Origin of the sequence: Haloarcula japonica DSM 6131, assembly GCF_000336635.1 — an archaeon.
Lineage (GTDB): Archaea > Halobacteriota > Halobacteria > Halobacteriales > Haloarculaceae > Haloarcula > Haloarcula japonica.
This window is the reverse complement of sequence record NZ_AOLY01000039.1, coordinates 286677-302168: the sequence shown is the minus strand read 5'-3', so window position 1 is coordinate 302168 and position 15492 is coordinate 286677. Positions and strand designations below refer to the sequence as shown.

The window sequence follows — 15492 nt, the reverse complement described above, 5'->3', positions numbered from 1 at the left end:
ATAAGGCGGTGAATATTGCCTAATAAAGGGAGGTGTGGTCGTTTTCGCCGGCAGGGGCGCGTTGAAGTCGTCCGTTATTCATTATCAATACACACTAAATTGTGGTGTGCCACCGATGAACACAGTTGAACGATGGAAACAGGAGAAGCACCCGCTGGACGTCATCGAGGACGTCGAGCGGTACGCGGCCGAGGAGCTGAGTTTCGAAGAGATCGAGGCCCGGGCCGGTGACGGCGAGTGGGAGCGGCTGAAGTGGGCCGGGCTGTACGCCCACGGCCGCCAGGACGGCTACTTCATGATGCGGACCAAGGTCCCGGGGGGCTATCTCTCGCCGGAGCAGGCCGAAGTCATCGGCGAGGTGGCCGATGAGTACGCCACCGCGCCCGAGGAATTCGGCGGCGAGGAGCAGAACGACATCTGGGGTGACGCCTTTCTCGACATCACGACCCGGCAGGACGTCCAGATGCACTGGATCGAGATCGAGGACGTGCCCGAGATCTGGCAGCGCTACGACGAGGTCGGGTTGACGACGGTCCAGGGCTGTGGCGACTCCGCCCGGAACGTGCTCGGCTGTCCCGCCGCCGGCCTGGACGGCCACGAGTGCTTCGACGCCCAGCCGGTGGTCGACGCCGTCTCGGAGTTCTTCACGAAGAACCGGGAGTACGCGAACCTCCCACGGAAATTCAAGCTGACGATCACCGGCTGCCGACAGGACTGCGCCCAGTCCCAGATCAACGACGTGGGGCTGACGCCTGCTCGTCGCGAAATCGACGGGGAGCAGTACTACGGCTTCCACGTCAGGGTCGGCGGCGGCCTCTCGGACGGGCCGCGGATGGCCTCGGACCTCGACGTGTTCGTGCCGCCGGAGGACACCGTCGAATTCTGTCGGGCCGTCGCCCAGACGTTCAAGGAACTGGGCGACCGCAACAACCGCGGCGTCTGCCGGATGCGCTATCTGGTCCAGCAGATGGGCGCGGAGAAATTCGAGGAAGCAGTCCGGGACCGTTGTGCCGTCGACCTTCCGACCCGCGGCACCGACCTCACGGAGGGGTACCGCGGCGACCACGTCGGCGTCCACGACCAGCGCGAGGACGGCCTGAAGTACGTCGGCTTCAACGTCATCGCCGGCCGGATGGGCGGCGACGAGTTCCGGCGGGCGGCCCACGCAGCGAGGGAGTACGGCACCGAAGACGCCTCAGTCAGGCTAGCAACTGACCAGAACTTCCTCGTCACGCACGTTCCCGAGCAAAACCTCGGCGATCTGTTGAACACGCCGTTCGCCCGGAAGTACCAGCCCGACCCCGGCCCGTTCTCGCGTGGAGCCGTCGGCTGCACCGGTTCGGAGTTCTGCAACTACGGTATCATCGAGACGAAAAACCGCGTCCGCCGGTGGGCGAAGGCGCTCGACCGCCGCATCGACGTGCCCGAGGAAATCAACGTGGTCCGGATGCACATGTCCGGCTGCTCGGCCTCCTGTGCCCAGCCACAGATCGCCGACATCGGCTTCCGGGGCGAGACGGTGCAGGTCGACGATCCCGAAGGGACCACCAACGAAGAAGGTGACAATATCGTCGAGGGGATGGACTTTGGCCTGGGCGGGAGCCTCGGCGCGGATAACGAGTTCCTCGACTGGGTCGAACACGCCGTCCCGGCGGACGCCGTCATTCCGGCGCTGGAGGAGCTGTTCGAGGCCTACGCCGACGACAGGGACAACGGCGAGCGGTTCTACGAGTGGTGCCGTCGCGTCGGCAACGACCGGCTCCGCGCGGTGATGCAGCGGGCCGACGCCAACGTCGTCGGTGGCGTCGCACACGGGGATGGCAGCGGTCGCGGGGAGGTGGCCGACGATGACTGACCGGCGTTTCTGGCGGCAGGTCGCGCCGGCCGACGTTGCGCCCGAGTTCGCCGAGTCGACGCCTGATCCTCCTGCGGACCGCACCGATACCGACCCGCCGCTGGTGACCGACGGCGGCCGGCCCATGCCCGGCGTGCCGGACGACGGGCAAGACGACGACTGTGGCTGCGGGACCAGTTGCGGATGTAGCGGTGGCGACAGCGGTCACGGCCACACCGAGGAGCGCCGGGTCCGCCCGGACGGTGGGACCGGCGCGGCGAACGTCGAACCGGACGGCAAACTCAAGCCCATCCGGTTCACCGAACCGGCGACGGGGTCCAGTCAGAACGTCGACGACGGCCGGCCCGACGAGCGGGTCGACGTCCCCGACGGCGTCGACCTCGACACGCCCGGCTACGGTATCCGTTCGGAGATGAGCGATATCGAGGAGCCCGAGGGCAAGACGTGGTTCATGGAACTCGACGAGGCCGTCATCCAGGACGACCGCTGTATCCAGTGCGGGACCTGCGTCGCGGCCTGTCCCAGCGACTCCATCGGCATCGGCGACGACGACCTGCCGAAACTCGTGAAGATGTGCACCGGCTGCTCGCTGTGCTGGGACATGTGCCCCCGCGGCGGCCTCCGCTACGAGCGCCAGTGGAAGATCACCGGCGGCGACGACAACGTCAAAGGCGCTGGCGACCCCATCACGGAGTTCTCCGCGAAGGTCGAGGACCACTGGCGCGAGAACGCACAGGACGGCGGCCTCGTGACCTCGGTGCTGTGTCACCTGCTCGAAGCCGGTGAAATCGACGGCGCGCTCATCGCCACCGAGAGCGACGACGCCGAGTGGAAAGCCGAATCGTTCCTCGCAACGACGCCCGAGGAGTGTATCGAGAACGCCGGGAGCTTCTACAACCAGACGCTCGCGCTGGGCAACCTCGACCTCACGCAATGGGAGCACAAACTCGACGTGCCGCTGCCTGAGGCCTCGCTCGCGCTGGTCGGCACGCCCTGTGAAATCGAGGGGATCCGCGCCCTGCAGGACTTCGACTGGGACTACGCCGCCCAGGAGGACGGCGTCCGCGCCATCGACTACACCATCGCGCTGATGTGCACGAAGAACTTCAACTACTACTCGCTCATCGGCGAACTCATCGAAGAGGAGCGCGGCATTGACCGCGCGGACATCGGCAAGATGGACGTGCTCCACGGGAAGATGATGGTGTACGGCGAGGACGGCGAGATGCTCCTGGAAGAGGATGTGGAGAACTTCCACGACGCCGCGCTCAAGGGCTGTGACGAGTGCGCCGACTTCACGGGCTACTGCGCCGACCTCACAGTCGGTTCCGTCGGATCCAGCGACGAGTACTCCTCGGTCATCGTCCGGACCGAAACCGGCCTGCGGGCCTGGGAGCTGACCGAGCCCGACCTGGACTACCACGACCTCGAAGACCGCTCCGCCGTCGGCAAGCTACAGGGTTGGGACAAGAAGAAGGCCTTCGACGCGCTGCAACGACCCTTCGACCCCGACGCCCCCCGGTTCATCGACTACGCCGACCACGCCGCGAACTACGGAACCGAACTCCATCCACACGAGAGCGACCACTGACTGGAACGAGAGGCGGTTCTCCCGTACGTTCCAGTGACGTTATACCGTAGCTAAGCTGCGGTCGAGCGGATTTTGACCGTGAAGCCGATGGTAAGGCGACCCTGTCCGGACCCGCTGTGTGTGAACTGTCGACGCCGGTGGTCGCAGATGGCCGGCCCGGCTGCCTTTCCCGTGGAACCAACCGCGGAAACAACCCTCACGAGACGGAGAGCGAAGCGATTGTCCCGTTCGCCGACTCCGGCAATGGCGTGAACTATGCGTCGGATAAGAATCTCCCGGCAGTGTGAGCCGGATGGTTACTGCTCGTTTGCAGTCCCCTTGCGTTGCACACCGAACTCCGCTTCGTTACGAGCCGTATTCCCCCGCGAGACCCGCCGAGCAGCTCAATCTGATACTGCCGCTCGACCAATCATGGCCTGAGTGGGACAGTTTATGCCTGCCCCGAGGTCCGGCCCTGACTTCGGGTGTGGCTAACCAGTTCTGTCAGCTCTCCGTCAGACGCTTAGCAGGTAATTCATAAACTGCCCCGATGGTCTTGGGTGAAACGCTATGGAACGACCGATCAAATCTCGGCGGAACGTACTCAAACTCGCGGGCGGCACACTCGTGGCCCTCGCTGGCTGTGGCGGTTCCGACGGCAGCGGGACGGAGACGCCCGGTGGCGGCGCGGAGGGGCCGGGCACGCCCACGGAAGAAGAGACCGACATGATGACCGAAGAAGAGACAGAGGCCGAGACTGAGATCCAGACCGAGGAAGAAACCGGAATGGAGACCGAGACGGAACTCGGCGAAAGCGAGACTGACACCCTCGGAAACGAGACCGACATACCCGAAAACGATACCGAGGTCCCGGGCAACGAAACAGAAATGCCTGGTAACGAGACGGATATTCCGGGCAACGAAACGGACATACCCAGTAACGAAACCGAAATACCTAGCAACGAAACTGAACTGCCCGGCAATGAGACCGGTACGACCGGGAACGAGACAGGCAACGAAACGACCGCGAACGAAACCGAAGAGTAAGCCGGCCGCGCCGTACCGGATCTTTTTCTCACCGGCTAGGTGAGATTGTTGCTACTCTCGGGCGGCCTCGACGGCGTCGACGAACGCCGCGGCCTGTTCGCGGACCCCGTCCATGTCGTCGTTCTCGATGGCTTCGTAGTTGACTAGCGCCGAGCCCGCGCCGACGGCGACCGCGCCGGCATCGAAGAACTCGTCGACGTTGTCGGTCGAGACGCCGCCGGTCGGCATAATCGGGACGTCACCGAGCGGCCCCTGGAGCGCGCCGATGTGGTCCGGTCCGACCGTTTTTGCCGGGAACATCTTCAGGATGTCCGCGCCCGCTTCCATCGCGTCGGCGGCCTCCGTCGGCGTCATGACGCCCGGGATAGCGAGGACTCCCTCGCGATTACACACGTCGATGACCTCTTCGTTGAGGTTCGGTGCGAGGACGAACTCCGCCCCGGCCTCAATGACGTTTCGGGCGGCGGCGGCGTCCATGACCGTGCCGGCCCCGATGATGGCATCGGTGTCGTCGAGCGCCTTGTCGACGGCAGCGATCATGTCCGAGCAGCGCTTCGCGTCGGCCGTCAGTTCCAGCGCCGTGACGCCGCCCTCGTGGACGGCTGTCGCCACGTCGACCATCTTGTCCTCGGGAATTCCACGCAGGACCGCCGTCACGCCGCTGTCGACCAGTTCCTGTTGTACCGCTTGTTTGCTCGTCATGGGCGCAACTGTGATGGGGTGGCTGAAAAGCGTGTCTGAACCGCCGGACCACTCGCTACGCGTCCGGGTCGTACGGCCGCGCGATGTCGGTCGGTGGCGCGCCGACACCCAGGACGGTTACCGACTCGTCGGCGTCGGCCGGGTTGTGCGCGCGGTGTGGGCTTTCCGGTTCGGCGACGAACGCTTCGTCGGACGAGACCACGTACTCTCCCTCGGGCGTTTCGACGTGGAGCGTGCCGTCGAGCACGTAGAACAGTTCCTCGCGCGTCTCATGGTAGTGGTAGGCCCGCGAGAGGTCCTCGCCGGGTGCCATCTCGTAGGTGGCCGCGTGCACCGCGTGGAGTTCGGCGGCGTCGGAGATACCGCGCCGGTCACAGGGGTAGTCCTCGGCTTCCGGCAGGTCCTGTGGGTCGATCTGATGATAGCCCATATCGTCGGTGGGGGCGTCGGCGGGCAAAAGCGTGGCCACGGCGGGGCGTCAGCCGAACAGCCAGATCAGCACGGAGAGCGTTCCGATGGAGGCCACCGTCGAGGTGAAGACGTTCAGTGAGGCAAACGCCGCGTCCCCGCCCAGCTCCGTCGTGTAGACGTACGTCGAGACGGCGGTGGGTGCGCCGAACATCACGACCGCCGCGCCGAGCGCCGTCGCGTCCATCGATAGCGAAGAGTAGACCAGCCACGCCAGCGCCGGCATCCACAGCACCTTCAGCCCGACCACGCTGGCAGTCTCCTGTACGTCCGACAGCGGGAGGTCCGTATCCAGCGTCGCGCCGATACACAGCAACGCGACGGGCAGCGCTAGTTCCGCCGGCAGCGCGAGCGCCCGGACGAGTGTCTCCGGGACCGACACCGACAGGACTGACGCCGCGATACCGGCCCCGAGCGCGATGAGTACCGGGTTTGTGAGGAGCTTCTTGCACTCGCCCAGCAGCGAGGCGTCGCTGCCGTTGATGCGGACCAGCAGAAACACCGTCACCGGGACGTGTGTGAGTGCGCCGATCCCGAGGATGACGCTGGCAACGGCCGTCGCGTCGCTACCCATCGTTTCCGCCACCAGCGGGAGGCCGAGAAACCCCATGTTGCTGTGGTACGACTGGACGACCGACACGCTCCGGCGACTCGCCGATTCCAGTCGTCGGTGGACGAGCCAGCCCAGGAGGACCGTCAGCACGATGACGGTCCAGAACCCCCCGAGCAGCGCCGGCGAAATGATCTCCCGTAGCGGGCGGTCATACGTGGACCGGAATATGAGTGCCGGCAGCGCGACAGTAAAGACGAGTGTGGTGAGGATATCCGTCCGTCGCTCGGTCAACAGCCCGAGGTGGCCGGCGGCGACGCCCACCGAAAGAAAGGTGATCATGAATCCGAGCTGCCCGAGAACGCCCATATTGTCGACCAGTCGGTTCGACCTTTTGACCCTTTCGCCACCGGTAGGCGTGGAATTAATCATGCAGATGCTGTCCACACAGATACCACGTCCCGCCCGAAGATGGTCGGAAAAGTGGGCTGGACCTGGCATGCTGCCTCGCTCCGATAGCAGTGAGCGAATCAACCCCAACCGAACGGATACGGCAGCCATCCCAGCGGTTAGCGGGCGACAGCATGACAACAAGCCTTTACCCGCGCCGTCGCGTATCTCGCGCTAACAATGGTACTCGACGATCTTGGGAGTTCGCTCCGGGGGACACTTGATGACCTCCGGGGGAAGTCCCGGCTCTCCGAGGAGGACATCGAGGACATCGTCAAGGAGATTCAGCGGTCGCTGCTGCAGGCCGACGTGGACGTCGGGCTCGTTCAGGATCTCTCCGACAGTATTGAGACGCGGGCGCTGGAGGAGGAACCCCCGGCGGGCACGACGCCGCGGGACTGGGTCCTGCGAATCGTCTACGAGGAACTGGTCGACCTCGTCGGCGAGTCGACCGAACTTCCGCTGGAAGAGCAGACCATCATGCTCGCCGGCCTGTACGGCTCAGGGAAGACGACGACGGCCGCGAAGATGGCGTGGTGGTTCTCGACGAAAGGGCTCCGGCCGGCCATCATCCAGACCGACACGGACCGACCCGGCGCGTACGACCAGTCCAAGGAGATGGCCGAGCGCGCCGAGGTGGACTTCTACGGCGACCCCGACGAGGACGACCCGGTGAAGATCGCCCGCGACGGGCTGGAAGCGACGGAGAACGCGGACGTTCGCATCGTAGACACGGCGGGCCGTGACGGCCTGAACGAGGAGCTTATCGAACAGATCGAGCGCATCGAGCAAGAGGTCCAGCCGGACCGGGACCTGCTCGTGCTGGACGCGGCGATGGGCCAGAGCGCAAAGAGCCAGGCCGCCGACTTCGAGGCCGCTATCGGCATCGACGGCGTCGTCATCACGAAGCTCGACGGGACGGCGAAAGGTGGGGGCGCGCTCGCCGCCGTCAACGAGACGGACTCAACCATCGCCTTCCTCGGCTCCGGGGAGACCGTCAAGGATATCGAGCGGTTCGAGCCCTCCGGGTTCATCTCCCGACTGCTCGGCATGGGCGACCTCAAACAGCTCACCGAACGGGTCGAGCGTGCGATGGAGGAAACCCAGGAAGGCGACGAGGAGGACTGGGACCCCGAGGACATGCTGGAGGGGCAGTTCACTCTCAAGGACATGCGCAAGCAGATGCAGACGATGAACAACATGGGGCCGCTCGACCAGGTGATGGACATGATCCCCGGTCTGGGCGGCGGACTGATGGACCAGCTCCCGGACGACGCGATGGATGTGACCCAGGAGCGGATGCGGGACTTCGACGTCATCATGGACTCGATGACAGAAGAGGAACTGGAGAACCCCCGCGTCGTCGGCCAGTCCCGGACCAGGCGTATCTGCCGTGGGTCCGGCAAGCCCGAGGAGCGGGTGCGTGAACTCCTCCAGCAGCACAAGCAGATGGAGCAGATGCTCAAGCAGTTCCAGGGCATGGGCGACGGCGACATGGAGCGGATGATGAAACAGATGCAGCAGGGCGGTGGCGGCGGTGGCGGCGGTATGGGCGGCATGGGTGGCGGCGGTATGGGGCCGTTCGGCGACTGACGCCGCCGCGCCGACCTGCGAGCTGTGATACCCGGCGTGATTTTGATGATTTATATTCGAAATCCGGGCCAGAACTAAGGGTTGGCCCGTCCTACGGATGAAGCGAGCATGTACGAAATTGTCGCTGGGATAGACAAAAGTGAGGCTCGTGGGACTGCCATCGCGGAAGCGATAACCGAAGTTCCGATGGACGCAAGCCAGGTCCGTGTCACGCTGCTACACGACTTCGAGGAGAACCCCGAAGGCGCGTCCGTCGATCAGGTGGCCTCCGTGCGCCGGGCACGAGAAGTCCTCGAGGACGCTGGCGTCGAGGTGGCTCTGGAAGAGTCAAGCGGCGAGCCGGCCGACGCGATCCTTCGACTGGCCGACGAGCAGGACGCCGACATGATCGTCGTCGCCGGCCGCAAGCGGACGCCGACGGGCAAGGTGCTGTTCGGCAGCGTCACACAGAGCGTGATTCTGGGCACGGACCGGTCCGTGCTGGTCTGCAGCGGCGAAGAAGAGTAACGCCGCAGTTAGTTGCCGTACACTTCTTCGACCCGCGCGGCGAGCGCCGACGGGTCAGTCCGGCCGGTGATCCGCTCGACGGGTTCGCCGTCCTCGAACAGCACGAACGCGGGCGCCGCGTTGACCCCGGCCGACTGACAGAACTCCGGGGACCGCTCACCGGCGACGCCGCCGACCGGGACGCCGTCCGGGAACGCGGCCAGCACGTCGTCTAACTGCTCTTTCATCGCTTCGCAGGGGTCACAGAACAGTTTCCACACGGTAACGACACACCGGTCGTGGGCGTCGACGAAGGCCTCGTAGCTGTCGTCGTCCAGATGTTCGACGCCGTCGGGGACCGGCGTCTCCGGCCCCAGTTCGGTCGCCATCTGTGCCATCGTCGTCAGTTCCGCGGTGGTGTAGGAGTCCTCGACGTTCGACCGCAGGGTCAGGAACGTGGCGAACTCCTCGCGCGACACGTCGAGTTCGTCGACACGCTCGGCCGCTTCGGCGGCTGAACCGAGGCCGAATACCTCGGCGACAGACTCGTGGAACTCCGCGTCGCCCATCGTCACGTAGGTGTCGTAGTACACCTCGCGGTCGGCCTCGAACGCTTTCGTCGTGCTGACTTCGTCCGTTTCCGCGTCGATGACGACGACATCTTCCGACTCCAGTGCGTCGAGTAGCGCTTCGGCAGATTGTGTTTCCGACATTCAGACACCCAGATATTTGTCCCGCGTTTCTTGATCCTGCTGTAGTTCCTCGGCGGGCCCTTCGAAGACCACTTCTCCGCGGTCCAGCACGTAACACCGGTCGGCGATTTTCATCGCCGCCACGGCGTTTTGCTCGACCAGCAGTATGGTCGTGCCGTCCTCACTGATGCGTTCGATGGCGTTTTCGACGGATTCGATGATCTGCGGGGCCAGTCCCTCGTACGGTTCGTCGAGCATCAACAGGTCGGTGCTCTGGTGGAGCGCGCGGGCGATGGCGAGCATCTGCTGTTCGCCGCCCGAGAGCGTGCCGGCCTTCTGGGAGCGTCGCTCGTCGAGTCTCGGGAAGTACTCGTAGATCTCCGCCGTCGACATCCCTTCGTCGCGGAAATCGAGCTTCCGCCGCCAGGTGTTCGACTTGTTGCGGACGGTGTCCGCGAGGTGGAGGTTCTCGGCGACAGTCAGGTCAGTGAACACGCGCCGTTCCTCCGGGACCAGCGAAATGCCGCGGACGGCGATATCCTCCGGCGGCTCGTTTGTGATATTCGTCCCGTCGAACTGGATCGTGCCGCTCCGGACGTCCGGGGGCGTCGCCCCGGAGATACACCGGAGCGTCGAGGTTTTCCCCGCCCCGTTACGGCCCAGTAAGGCCGTGATCTCGCCATCGTCGACGTTCATCGACACGTCCTGAATGATGTGGCTCTCGCCGTAGTAGCCGTTGATGTTGTCCACGTCGAGCAGCGTCATTCCTCGACACCTCCCAGGTACGCTTCCTGCACAGCGGGGTCGTTCTGTACCTCCGTCGGCGTCCCCTCCGCGATAACCGATCCGCGGTTGAGGACGACGATGCGGTCGGAGATGTCGAAGACGATCTCCATGTCGTGTTCGACAAGCAGGAACGTCAGGTCGAGTTCCTCCTTGACCCGCTTGATGAGGTCGACGGTCGATTTCGTCTCGTCGGGCGACATTCCCGCCGTCGGCTCGTCCATCAGCAGCATGTCCGGCTCGGCGGCCAGTGCGATGCCGAGTTCGAGCCGGCGCTTGTTCCCGTAGTCGAGGCTATCAGCCTGGTTCTCCCGCTCGCCGTACAGACCGACCGATTCGAGGACCTCGTTCGCCAGTTCATCGACCGCCGGGTAGCTGTTCTGATTCCGGAAGAAGTTGAACCGGAACGAGCCGTGCTCGGCCGCCAGCGCCGCGATGGTTGCGTTCTCCTTGACGGTTAGCTCGGGGAAGATAGAGGCTGTCTGGAAGGACTTGCTCATCCCTCGCTGGACGACCTCGTGTGGGTCCATCCCGATGATGGAATCACCTTGGAACGCGATCTCGCCGTAGCTCGGTTCGAGCCGCCTGGTGACGAGGTTGATGAACGTCGATTTCCCCGCGCCGTTGGGGCCGATGAGGCTTACCCCCTCGCCCTGTTCTATCTCCAGATCTACCTCGTCGACGGCCGTGAGGCCGCCGAACTGCTTGGTGAGTTGCTCGGTTTTGAGGACAGTCATTCGTCTTCACCTCCGACGACCATGTCACGAACGTAGTCGATACCGCCCCAGATACCGTTCGGGAAGAGGACGACAGCGACGACGAACACGATGCCGAGAATGAGGTGCCAGAACGGGCCGATCGTCTCGAACCCGCTGACGATGTTTTCGATGTACAGGTACAGGCCAGCGCCGAACAGCGGCCCGAACAGCGAACCGACNCCGCCGAGCACGGTCATGATGACGATACGACCGGACTCGGTCCAGTACAGCGACTGCAGGGGCACGTAGTTTCCTTCGATGGTGAACAGGCTTCCGGCGATGCCAGCGAAGGCCGCCGAGATGATAAACGCCATCAGCTTGTACCGCCAGACGTCCAGCCCGACGAACTCCGCCCGCCGCTCGTTCTCCCGAATCGCACGGAACACGGTTCCGTACGGCGAGTGCAGGATACGGTTCGCCATCGCGACTGACAGCACCGTCATGACGGCGACGAACACGTACAGCATGTTGTCGACCAGCATCGTTAGCGGGAACGGGACCCCGCCGTGGATGTCGATAACGCCCAGCAGGTGGCCGATGTCAACAGAGGTGAAGCCGTTCTCACCATTGGTGAGGAAGGCCAGCGGCGAGGCCGCCAGGTAGAACGACATCTGGCCGAACGTCAACGTCAGGATCGCGAAGTAAATCCCGCCACGGCGCAGCGACAGGAAGCCGACGACCCACGCCATCAGTACTGCAAACGCCGTACCGGCGAACAATACGAGCAGCGGCGAGCTACTGACACTCGCGCTGAAGATGCCGGCGGCGTACGCTGCGCCGCCGAAGAAGACGGCGTGACCGAACGACAGCAGGCCGGTGTAGCCAAGCAGGATGTCGAACCCGACGGCGAAGATGCCGTAGATGAGCATTAGCGTCGCCAGCTGCGTGTAGCCGTCGAGGAAATTGTTGAACAGGAATGGGAAGACAGCCACACCAATGACGGTGAGCAGGACTGTCGATATCTCCCGGTCGCGGAAGCTAGCCCAGCGGTCGCCGAGACCGCCGGTCACCTCCGCGTCGGCGTCGGCCGCCGCCGTGGCGGTCGCGTCGCGCGGTTCGTCGCTCATGAGACATCCACCTCCGAGCCCAGCAGCCCCTGCGGACGCACCAGCAGGATTATGGCCGCGAGCGCGTAGATTCCGACCTGGCTCCAGGCGGCGTAGCCGGTCTGGATGAGGAGTACCTGCAGCGTGCCCAGCATCAGTCCAGCTACCACGGCCCCTTCTATCTTCCCGACGCCACCGATGACGACGGTCAGGAACGCCGGCACTAACTGTTCAGTCCCGATATTGGGGTTGACGTTCGCGAGCGGGCCGCCGACGACGCCGGCCACGCCGGCGAGTGCGGCACCAATGCCGAACACGACGAGGTACGGCCGGCTCAGTTTAATTCCCAGGAGGCGAACCATCTCGCCGTCGAGGGTACCAGCCTGGACGATGAGGCCGAAGTCAGTGTACTCGACGAGGGCGTACACGCCTAGGACGAGGACTGCCGTAATCGCGATGACGCCGAGTCGCCAGCGCGGGAAGTTCCCGACCACGGGCAGCGCGATGGGGCCGGATGCCCACGAGGGCTGTGGGAATGGCTGGCTGTTCCCGCCGAGCATCGCCCGGAGCAGTTCCTGGACGATGATTGCGAGCCCAAAGGTCACGAGAATCTGGTCGGTGTCGGGCCGGTCGTAGAACGCCTGTGCGATGAACCGCTCCATCAGCAGTCCGATAATGAACACGACAATCGGCACGATGACCAGCGCGGCGATGAATCCCAGGCCGATGCCGTAGGACTGGATGCCCCACTCCGCTAACTGGCCGTCGTTCAGGGGGACCTGCGCCGTGATGAACAGCCCCAGATACGCGCCGACGAGGTACAGCGCCCCGTGGGCGAAGTTCACGAACTTCAATGTCCCGAGGATAATCGACAGTCCAACCGCGAGCAGGACGTAAATCGCACCCTGTTGTAACCCGTTCAGTAAGATGGTGAGGATATCCGCGAGTAGCGTCACGCCGGAATCACCCCACTGCACTCCGCTCGTACTATCTGCGTATTCCTAATCATGCTAGTTTTTGTGTATCAAGTAAGGCAACCTCATGCACTATAAATCATGAGGGGTACGGTCCCCTGTCCGGATTATGACCTATTCGTCGCCGTATTCGCCGAGTTCGCACTCCGCGGCTGGCCCGGAATCGCACCCGTATCCGACGTCGTCTCGAGAGGTGATCTCGACAATCTCGATGAAGTTACCGTCGCCCTGTTCGCTCTCAGGCAGCCCCTGGGCAACCGGAATGTCCCGCTGGGCCTGGTGGTCGCAGGCACGCATCGTCTCCTGGCCCATGCCGATGTTGCTGTACTCGTAATCCTCCAGTTGGCGGATGACCTCCGGCGGGTAGAACGTGCCCGCTCGTTCGGCGGCGGCCGCGTACTGGAGCGTCTGGGCGTAGGCGAGCTGTGCCGGTCCGGATGGGATGCGGTCGTACTCGTCCTGGAACGCTTGCGTGAACGCGTTCGACGCCTCGTTGTCGATCTGGGAGTCCCAGGCAATCGTCCCGTAGATGCCTTCGATGGACCCACCGGCGGCCTGTGCCATTGGGCGGTTGTACAGCGGGACGACGAGCTCCATATCCTCGTCGATACCGGCATCAACGGCCTGCGAGACGGAGTTCGCGCCGTCCAGCCCGTAGTGGTTCAGGACGAGCACGTCCGCGCCGCTGTTTGCGGCCTCCGAGAGATACGATGAGAAGTCGCTGGTCCCGAGCGGCGTCGGTACGCTGTCGACTTCTTCCCAGCCGATATCCGAGAGGAACTGGTTCATCGAGTCCTGCTGGGTCTGGCCCCAGGAGTAGTCGGCGTACAGCTGGTAGAAGGAGTTGTCCGAGCCGTACTCGCTTTCGAGCACCGGCGCGAGCGCCTGTCCGGTCATGTACGCGTTGAACATCTCCCGGAACCCGTAGCGGGCGCAGTCTTTCCCGGTCGTGTCGTTCGAGTGGGTCAGGCAGGCCATGAACATGACGTTCTGCTCCTGACAGAGGCCCTGGACGGCGATGGCCACCGCGCTGGAGGAGCCGCCGGAAATCATCACTACGTCATCCCGGTTTATCATCCGTGAAGCGGCTTGTCGGGCGGTATCGGCATCGGTCGCCGTGTCGCCGTTCACCGAGTCGACCGTGTACCCGAGGACGCCGTCGCCGCTGAGGTCCTCGAAGCTGCCCACCCAGCCACCACCGTTATTGAGATGCTTCTGTGCGAGTTCGTACGCCCGGAGTTCATCCTGCCCCTCAGAGGAGTAGGGTCCGGATTGTGGAACGTTGAACCCGAACGTGACTGTATCACCCTCAACGGGGAAGTTACCGAGCGACGGATAGTCGTCGCCGCCATCGCCGCCGTCACCGCCTCCGTCGCCACCGTCGCCACCACCATCGCCACCGTCGCCACCGGAACAACCGGCCAGCCCCGTCAGCCCTGCCACACCTGCGACGCCCGTACTCTTCAGCAACTGTCGTCGGTTGACCGAACTGCCATTAGTTGGCATGTTCCATACGGTGGTTCAATCTATCATAATAGTTTCGGTAGGTTAATCAGCTATTTCACATGTGAGAACTGATATGTTCCGGCAAACCGACGATCCGTACCCTTATTGCCCACTGTGTGGTTTGATATAACATGACGGGGAATGAGGGCCGCCAGATACTCGTCCTCGTCGTCGTCGTTACCGCGGGCTGTGGGGGGTTCGGGTTCAGCGGCGGCGATGAATCGTCGGCGTCGGTGACGCCCGCTCCGGTACCAACCGATGCTGCGACTACGTACCCGGCCGGTGTCGGACCGACGGGCGTCACCAGCCCATCCCTCCTCGGGTCCGCACATGGGGACCGTCTCAACGGAACCGGGTACACACTGACGATGAACCGGACCGTCAGATATGCAAACGGGTCGTTGCGGTCCCACCTCCGAATCCAGGTCGCGCTGGACGCGAACCGGACGTACCTCACGGACATCTCCGTCCGCGGGCACGCAGCCCCGGTACTCCTCGGCCGGCCGCCGGCGACCGCGTCGTTCTGGTCCGACGGCGACACGTATCTCCGCCGACTCGTGCGCGACAACCAGACGGTCTACAACGAGTACGACCCGCCGGACAGCTACGCCGGAACGTGGCGATACTGGGTCCACGCCGCCGCGCTGAACGGTCGTCCCGCCGTTGACGTCACTCGGACTGTTGCTCCGTTCCATACCCGGACCCTGCAGTCCCAGCAGTCAGACGGGACCGTCTACGTCGTCAGGGGCGACCGACTGCGGGAAAACACCTCGTCGACAGCGTGGACATCTCGGGAGAACGCGACGCTCGTCGCCCACGTCACACAGTCAGGACTTGTCCGCGACTACCGGACCGAATACACGACAGTCACGGACACCGGCGAACCAGTCACCGTCACCAGAACGGTCCGGTTTACAGCGGTCGGGAACACGACGGTCGGGCCGCCGCCGTGGTACGACAGGGCGCGGTCGACTCCCGGCTGAGGCGTCGCCAGCGCTATCAGGGGGCTTTT

The 15492-nt window shown here is 64.2% G+C and carries 15 protein-coding genes; 6 read left to right on the top strand and 9 right to left on the bottom strand.

Annotated elements, in window-relative coordinates; translation table 11 throughout:
* The first annotated feature begins 115 nt into the window (after positions 1-115).
* The 3 genes from C444_RS15900 to C444_RS15890 all read left to right on the top strand — a co-directional run bounded on the left by C444_RS15900 (position 116) and on the right by C444_RS15890 (position 4472).
* Entirely contained in the window at positions 116-1855 is a 1740-nt protein-coding gene (locus tag C444_RS15900; RefSeq protein WP_004594029.1) for a nitrite/sulfite reductase, read from the top strand.
* Positions 1848-3446, top strand: a complete 1599-nt coding sequence (locus C444_RS15895) for a Coenzyme F420 hydrogenase/dehydrogenase, beta subunit C-terminal domain (RefSeq protein WP_193363358.1) — start codon at positions 1848-1850, stop codon at positions 3444-3446. The genes C444_RS15900 and C444_RS15895 overlap by 8 nt, the downstream gene beginning before the upstream one ends.
* Positions 3447-3995: 549 nt before the next feature.
* A complete protein-coding gene (locus tag C444_RS15890; protein WP_004594027.1) occupies positions 3996-4472 on the top strand; it encodes a hypothetical protein in 477 nt (158 codons plus the stop codon).
* Between the two features lie 51 nt (positions 4473-4523).
* Here C444_RS15890 and C444_RS15885 read toward each other — a convergent pair whose 3' ends face one another.
* Genes C444_RS15885 through C444_RS15875 form a run of 3 tightly spaced genes read right to left on the bottom strand, consistent with a single transcriptional unit; the run spans position 4524 to position 6561 of the window.
* Positions 4524-5174 carry a bifunctional 4-hydroxy-2-oxoglutarate aldolase/2-dehydro-3-deoxy-phosphogluconate aldolase gene (locus C444_RS15885; protein ID WP_004594026.1) on the bottom strand — a complete coding sequence of 217 codons (651 nt, stop codon included), beginning with the start codon at positions 5172-5174 and terminating at the stop codon, positions 4524-4526.
* Positions 5175-5229: 55 nt separating this feature from the next.
* Positions 5230-5604 (bottom strand): cupin domain-containing protein, encoded by a 375-nt coding sequence (locus C444_RS15880; protein ID WP_004594025.1) that lies wholly within the window; start codon positions 5602-5604, stop codon positions 5230-5232.
* 48 nt (positions 5605-5652) lie between these two features.
* Complete coding sequence (locus tag C444_RS15875; RefSeq protein WP_004594024.1) at positions 5653-6561, bottom strand: AEC family transporter; 909 nt, start codon at positions 6559-6561, stop codon at positions 5653-5655.
* Between the two features lie 261 nt (positions 6562-6822).
* Here C444_RS15875 and C444_RS15870 point away from each other — a divergent pair, with 261 nt between their 5' ends.
* Entirely contained in the window at positions 6823-8235 is a 1413-nt protein-coding gene (locus tag C444_RS15870; protein ID WP_004594023.1) for a signal recognition particle protein Srp54, read from the top strand.
* 108 nt (positions 8236-8343) lie between these two features.
* Complete coding sequence (locus C444_RS15865) at positions 8344-8742, top strand: universal stress protein (RefSeq protein ID WP_004594022.1); 399 nt, start codon at positions 8344-8346, stop codon at positions 8740-8742.
* An 8-nt stretch (positions 8743-8750) separates the two neighbouring features.
* On the opposite strand, the gene C444_RS15860 is transcribed toward C444_RS15865, so the two are convergent.
* From C444_RS15860 to C444_RS15835, 6 genes are all read right to left on the bottom strand, one after another.
* Positions 8751-9434: a thioredoxin family protein gene (locus tag C444_RS15860; protein WP_004594021.1), complete on the bottom strand. Its 684-nt coding sequence runs from the start codon at positions 9432-9434 to the stop codon at positions 8751-8753.
* Positions 9435-10178 (bottom strand): ABC transporter ATP-binding protein, encoded by a 744-nt coding sequence (locus C444_RS15855; protein ID WP_004594020.1) that lies wholly within the window; start codon positions 10176-10178, stop codon positions 9435-9437.
* On the bottom strand, positions 10175-10933 hold the full coding sequence (locus C444_RS15850) for an ABC transporter ATP-binding protein (RefSeq protein WP_004594019.1): 759 nt from the start codon (positions 10931-10933) through the stop codon (positions 10175-10177). Before C444_RS15850 ends, C444_RS15855 begins: the two co-directional genes overlap by 4 nt.
* A complete protein-coding gene (locus tag C444_RS15845; RefSeq protein ID WP_004594018.1) occupies positions 10930-12021 on the bottom strand; it encodes a branched-chain amino acid ABC transporter permease in 1092 nt (363 codons plus the stop codon). Before C444_RS15845 ends, C444_RS15850 begins: the two co-directional genes overlap by 4 nt.
* Complete coding sequence (locus C444_RS15840; protein ID WP_049909568.1) at positions 12018-12956, bottom strand: branched-chain amino acid ABC transporter permease; 939 nt, start codon at positions 12954-12956, stop codon at positions 12018-12020. The genes C444_RS15845 and C444_RS15840 overlap by 4 nt, the downstream gene beginning before the upstream one ends.
* Before the next feature lie 132 nt (positions 12957-13088).
* Entirely contained in the window at positions 13089-14480 is a 1392-nt protein-coding gene (locus C444_RS15835) for a substrate-binding protein (protein WP_004594016.1), read from the bottom strand.
* Between the two features lie 131 nt (positions 14481-14611).
* Here C444_RS15835 and C444_RS15830 point away from each other — a divergent pair, with 131 nt between their 5' ends.
* Positions 14612-15463, top strand: a complete 852-nt coding sequence (locus C444_RS15830; protein WP_004594015.1) for a DUF7537 family lipoprotein — start codon at positions 14612-14614, stop codon at positions 15461-15463.
* The last annotated feature ends 29 nt before the right edge of the window (positions 15464-15492 follow it).

Coding starts and splice junctions, on each gene's coding strand:
- C444_RS15900 (WP_004594029.1), top strand. CDS start 116: ATGAACACAGTTGAACGATGGAAACAGGAGAAGCACCCGCTGGACGTC.
- C444_RS15895 (WP_193363358.1), top strand. CDS start 1,848: ATGACTGACCGGCGTTTCTGGCGGCAGGTCGCGCCGGCCGACGTTGCG.
- C444_RS15890 (WP_004594027.1), top strand. CDS start 3,996: ATGGAACGACCGATCAAATCTCGGCGGAACGTACTCAAACTCGCGGGC.
- C444_RS15885 (WP_004594026.1), bottom strand. CDS start 5,174: ATGACGAGCAAACAAGCGGTACAACAGGAACTGGTCGACAGCGGCGTG.
- C444_RS15880 (WP_004594025.1), bottom strand. CDS start 5,604: ATGGGCTATCATCAGATCGACCCACAGGACCTGCCGGAAGCCGAGGAC.
- C444_RS15875 (WP_004594024.1), bottom strand. CDS start 6,561: ATGGGCGTTCTCGGGCAGCTCGGATTCATGATCACCTTTCTTTCGGTG.
- C444_RS15870 (WP_004594023.1), top strand. CDS start 6,823: ATGGTACTCGACGATCTTGGGAGTTCGCTCCGGGGGACACTTGATGAC.
- C444_RS15865 (WP_004594022.1), top strand. CDS start 8,344: ATGTACGAAATTGTCGCTGGGATAGACAAAAGTGAGGCTCGTGGGACT.
- C444_RS15860 (WP_004594021.1), bottom strand. CDS start 9,434: ATGTCGGAAACACAATCTGCCGAAGCGCTACTCGACGCACTGGAGTCG.
- C444_RS15855 (WP_004594020.1), bottom strand. CDS start 10,178: ATGACGCTGCTCGACGTGGACAACATCAACGGCTACTACGGCGAGAGC.
- C444_RS15850 (WP_004594019.1), bottom strand. CDS start 10,933: ATGACTGTCCTCAAAACCGAGCAACTCACCAAGCAGTTCGGCGGCCTC.
- C444_RS15835 (WP_004594016.1), bottom strand. CDS start 14,480: ATGCCAACTAATGGCAGTTCGGTCAACCGACGACAGTTGCTGAAGAGT.
- C444_RS15830 (WP_004594015.1), top strand. CDS start 14,612: ATGACGGGGAATGAGGGCCGCCAGATACTCGTCCTCGTCGTCGTCGTT.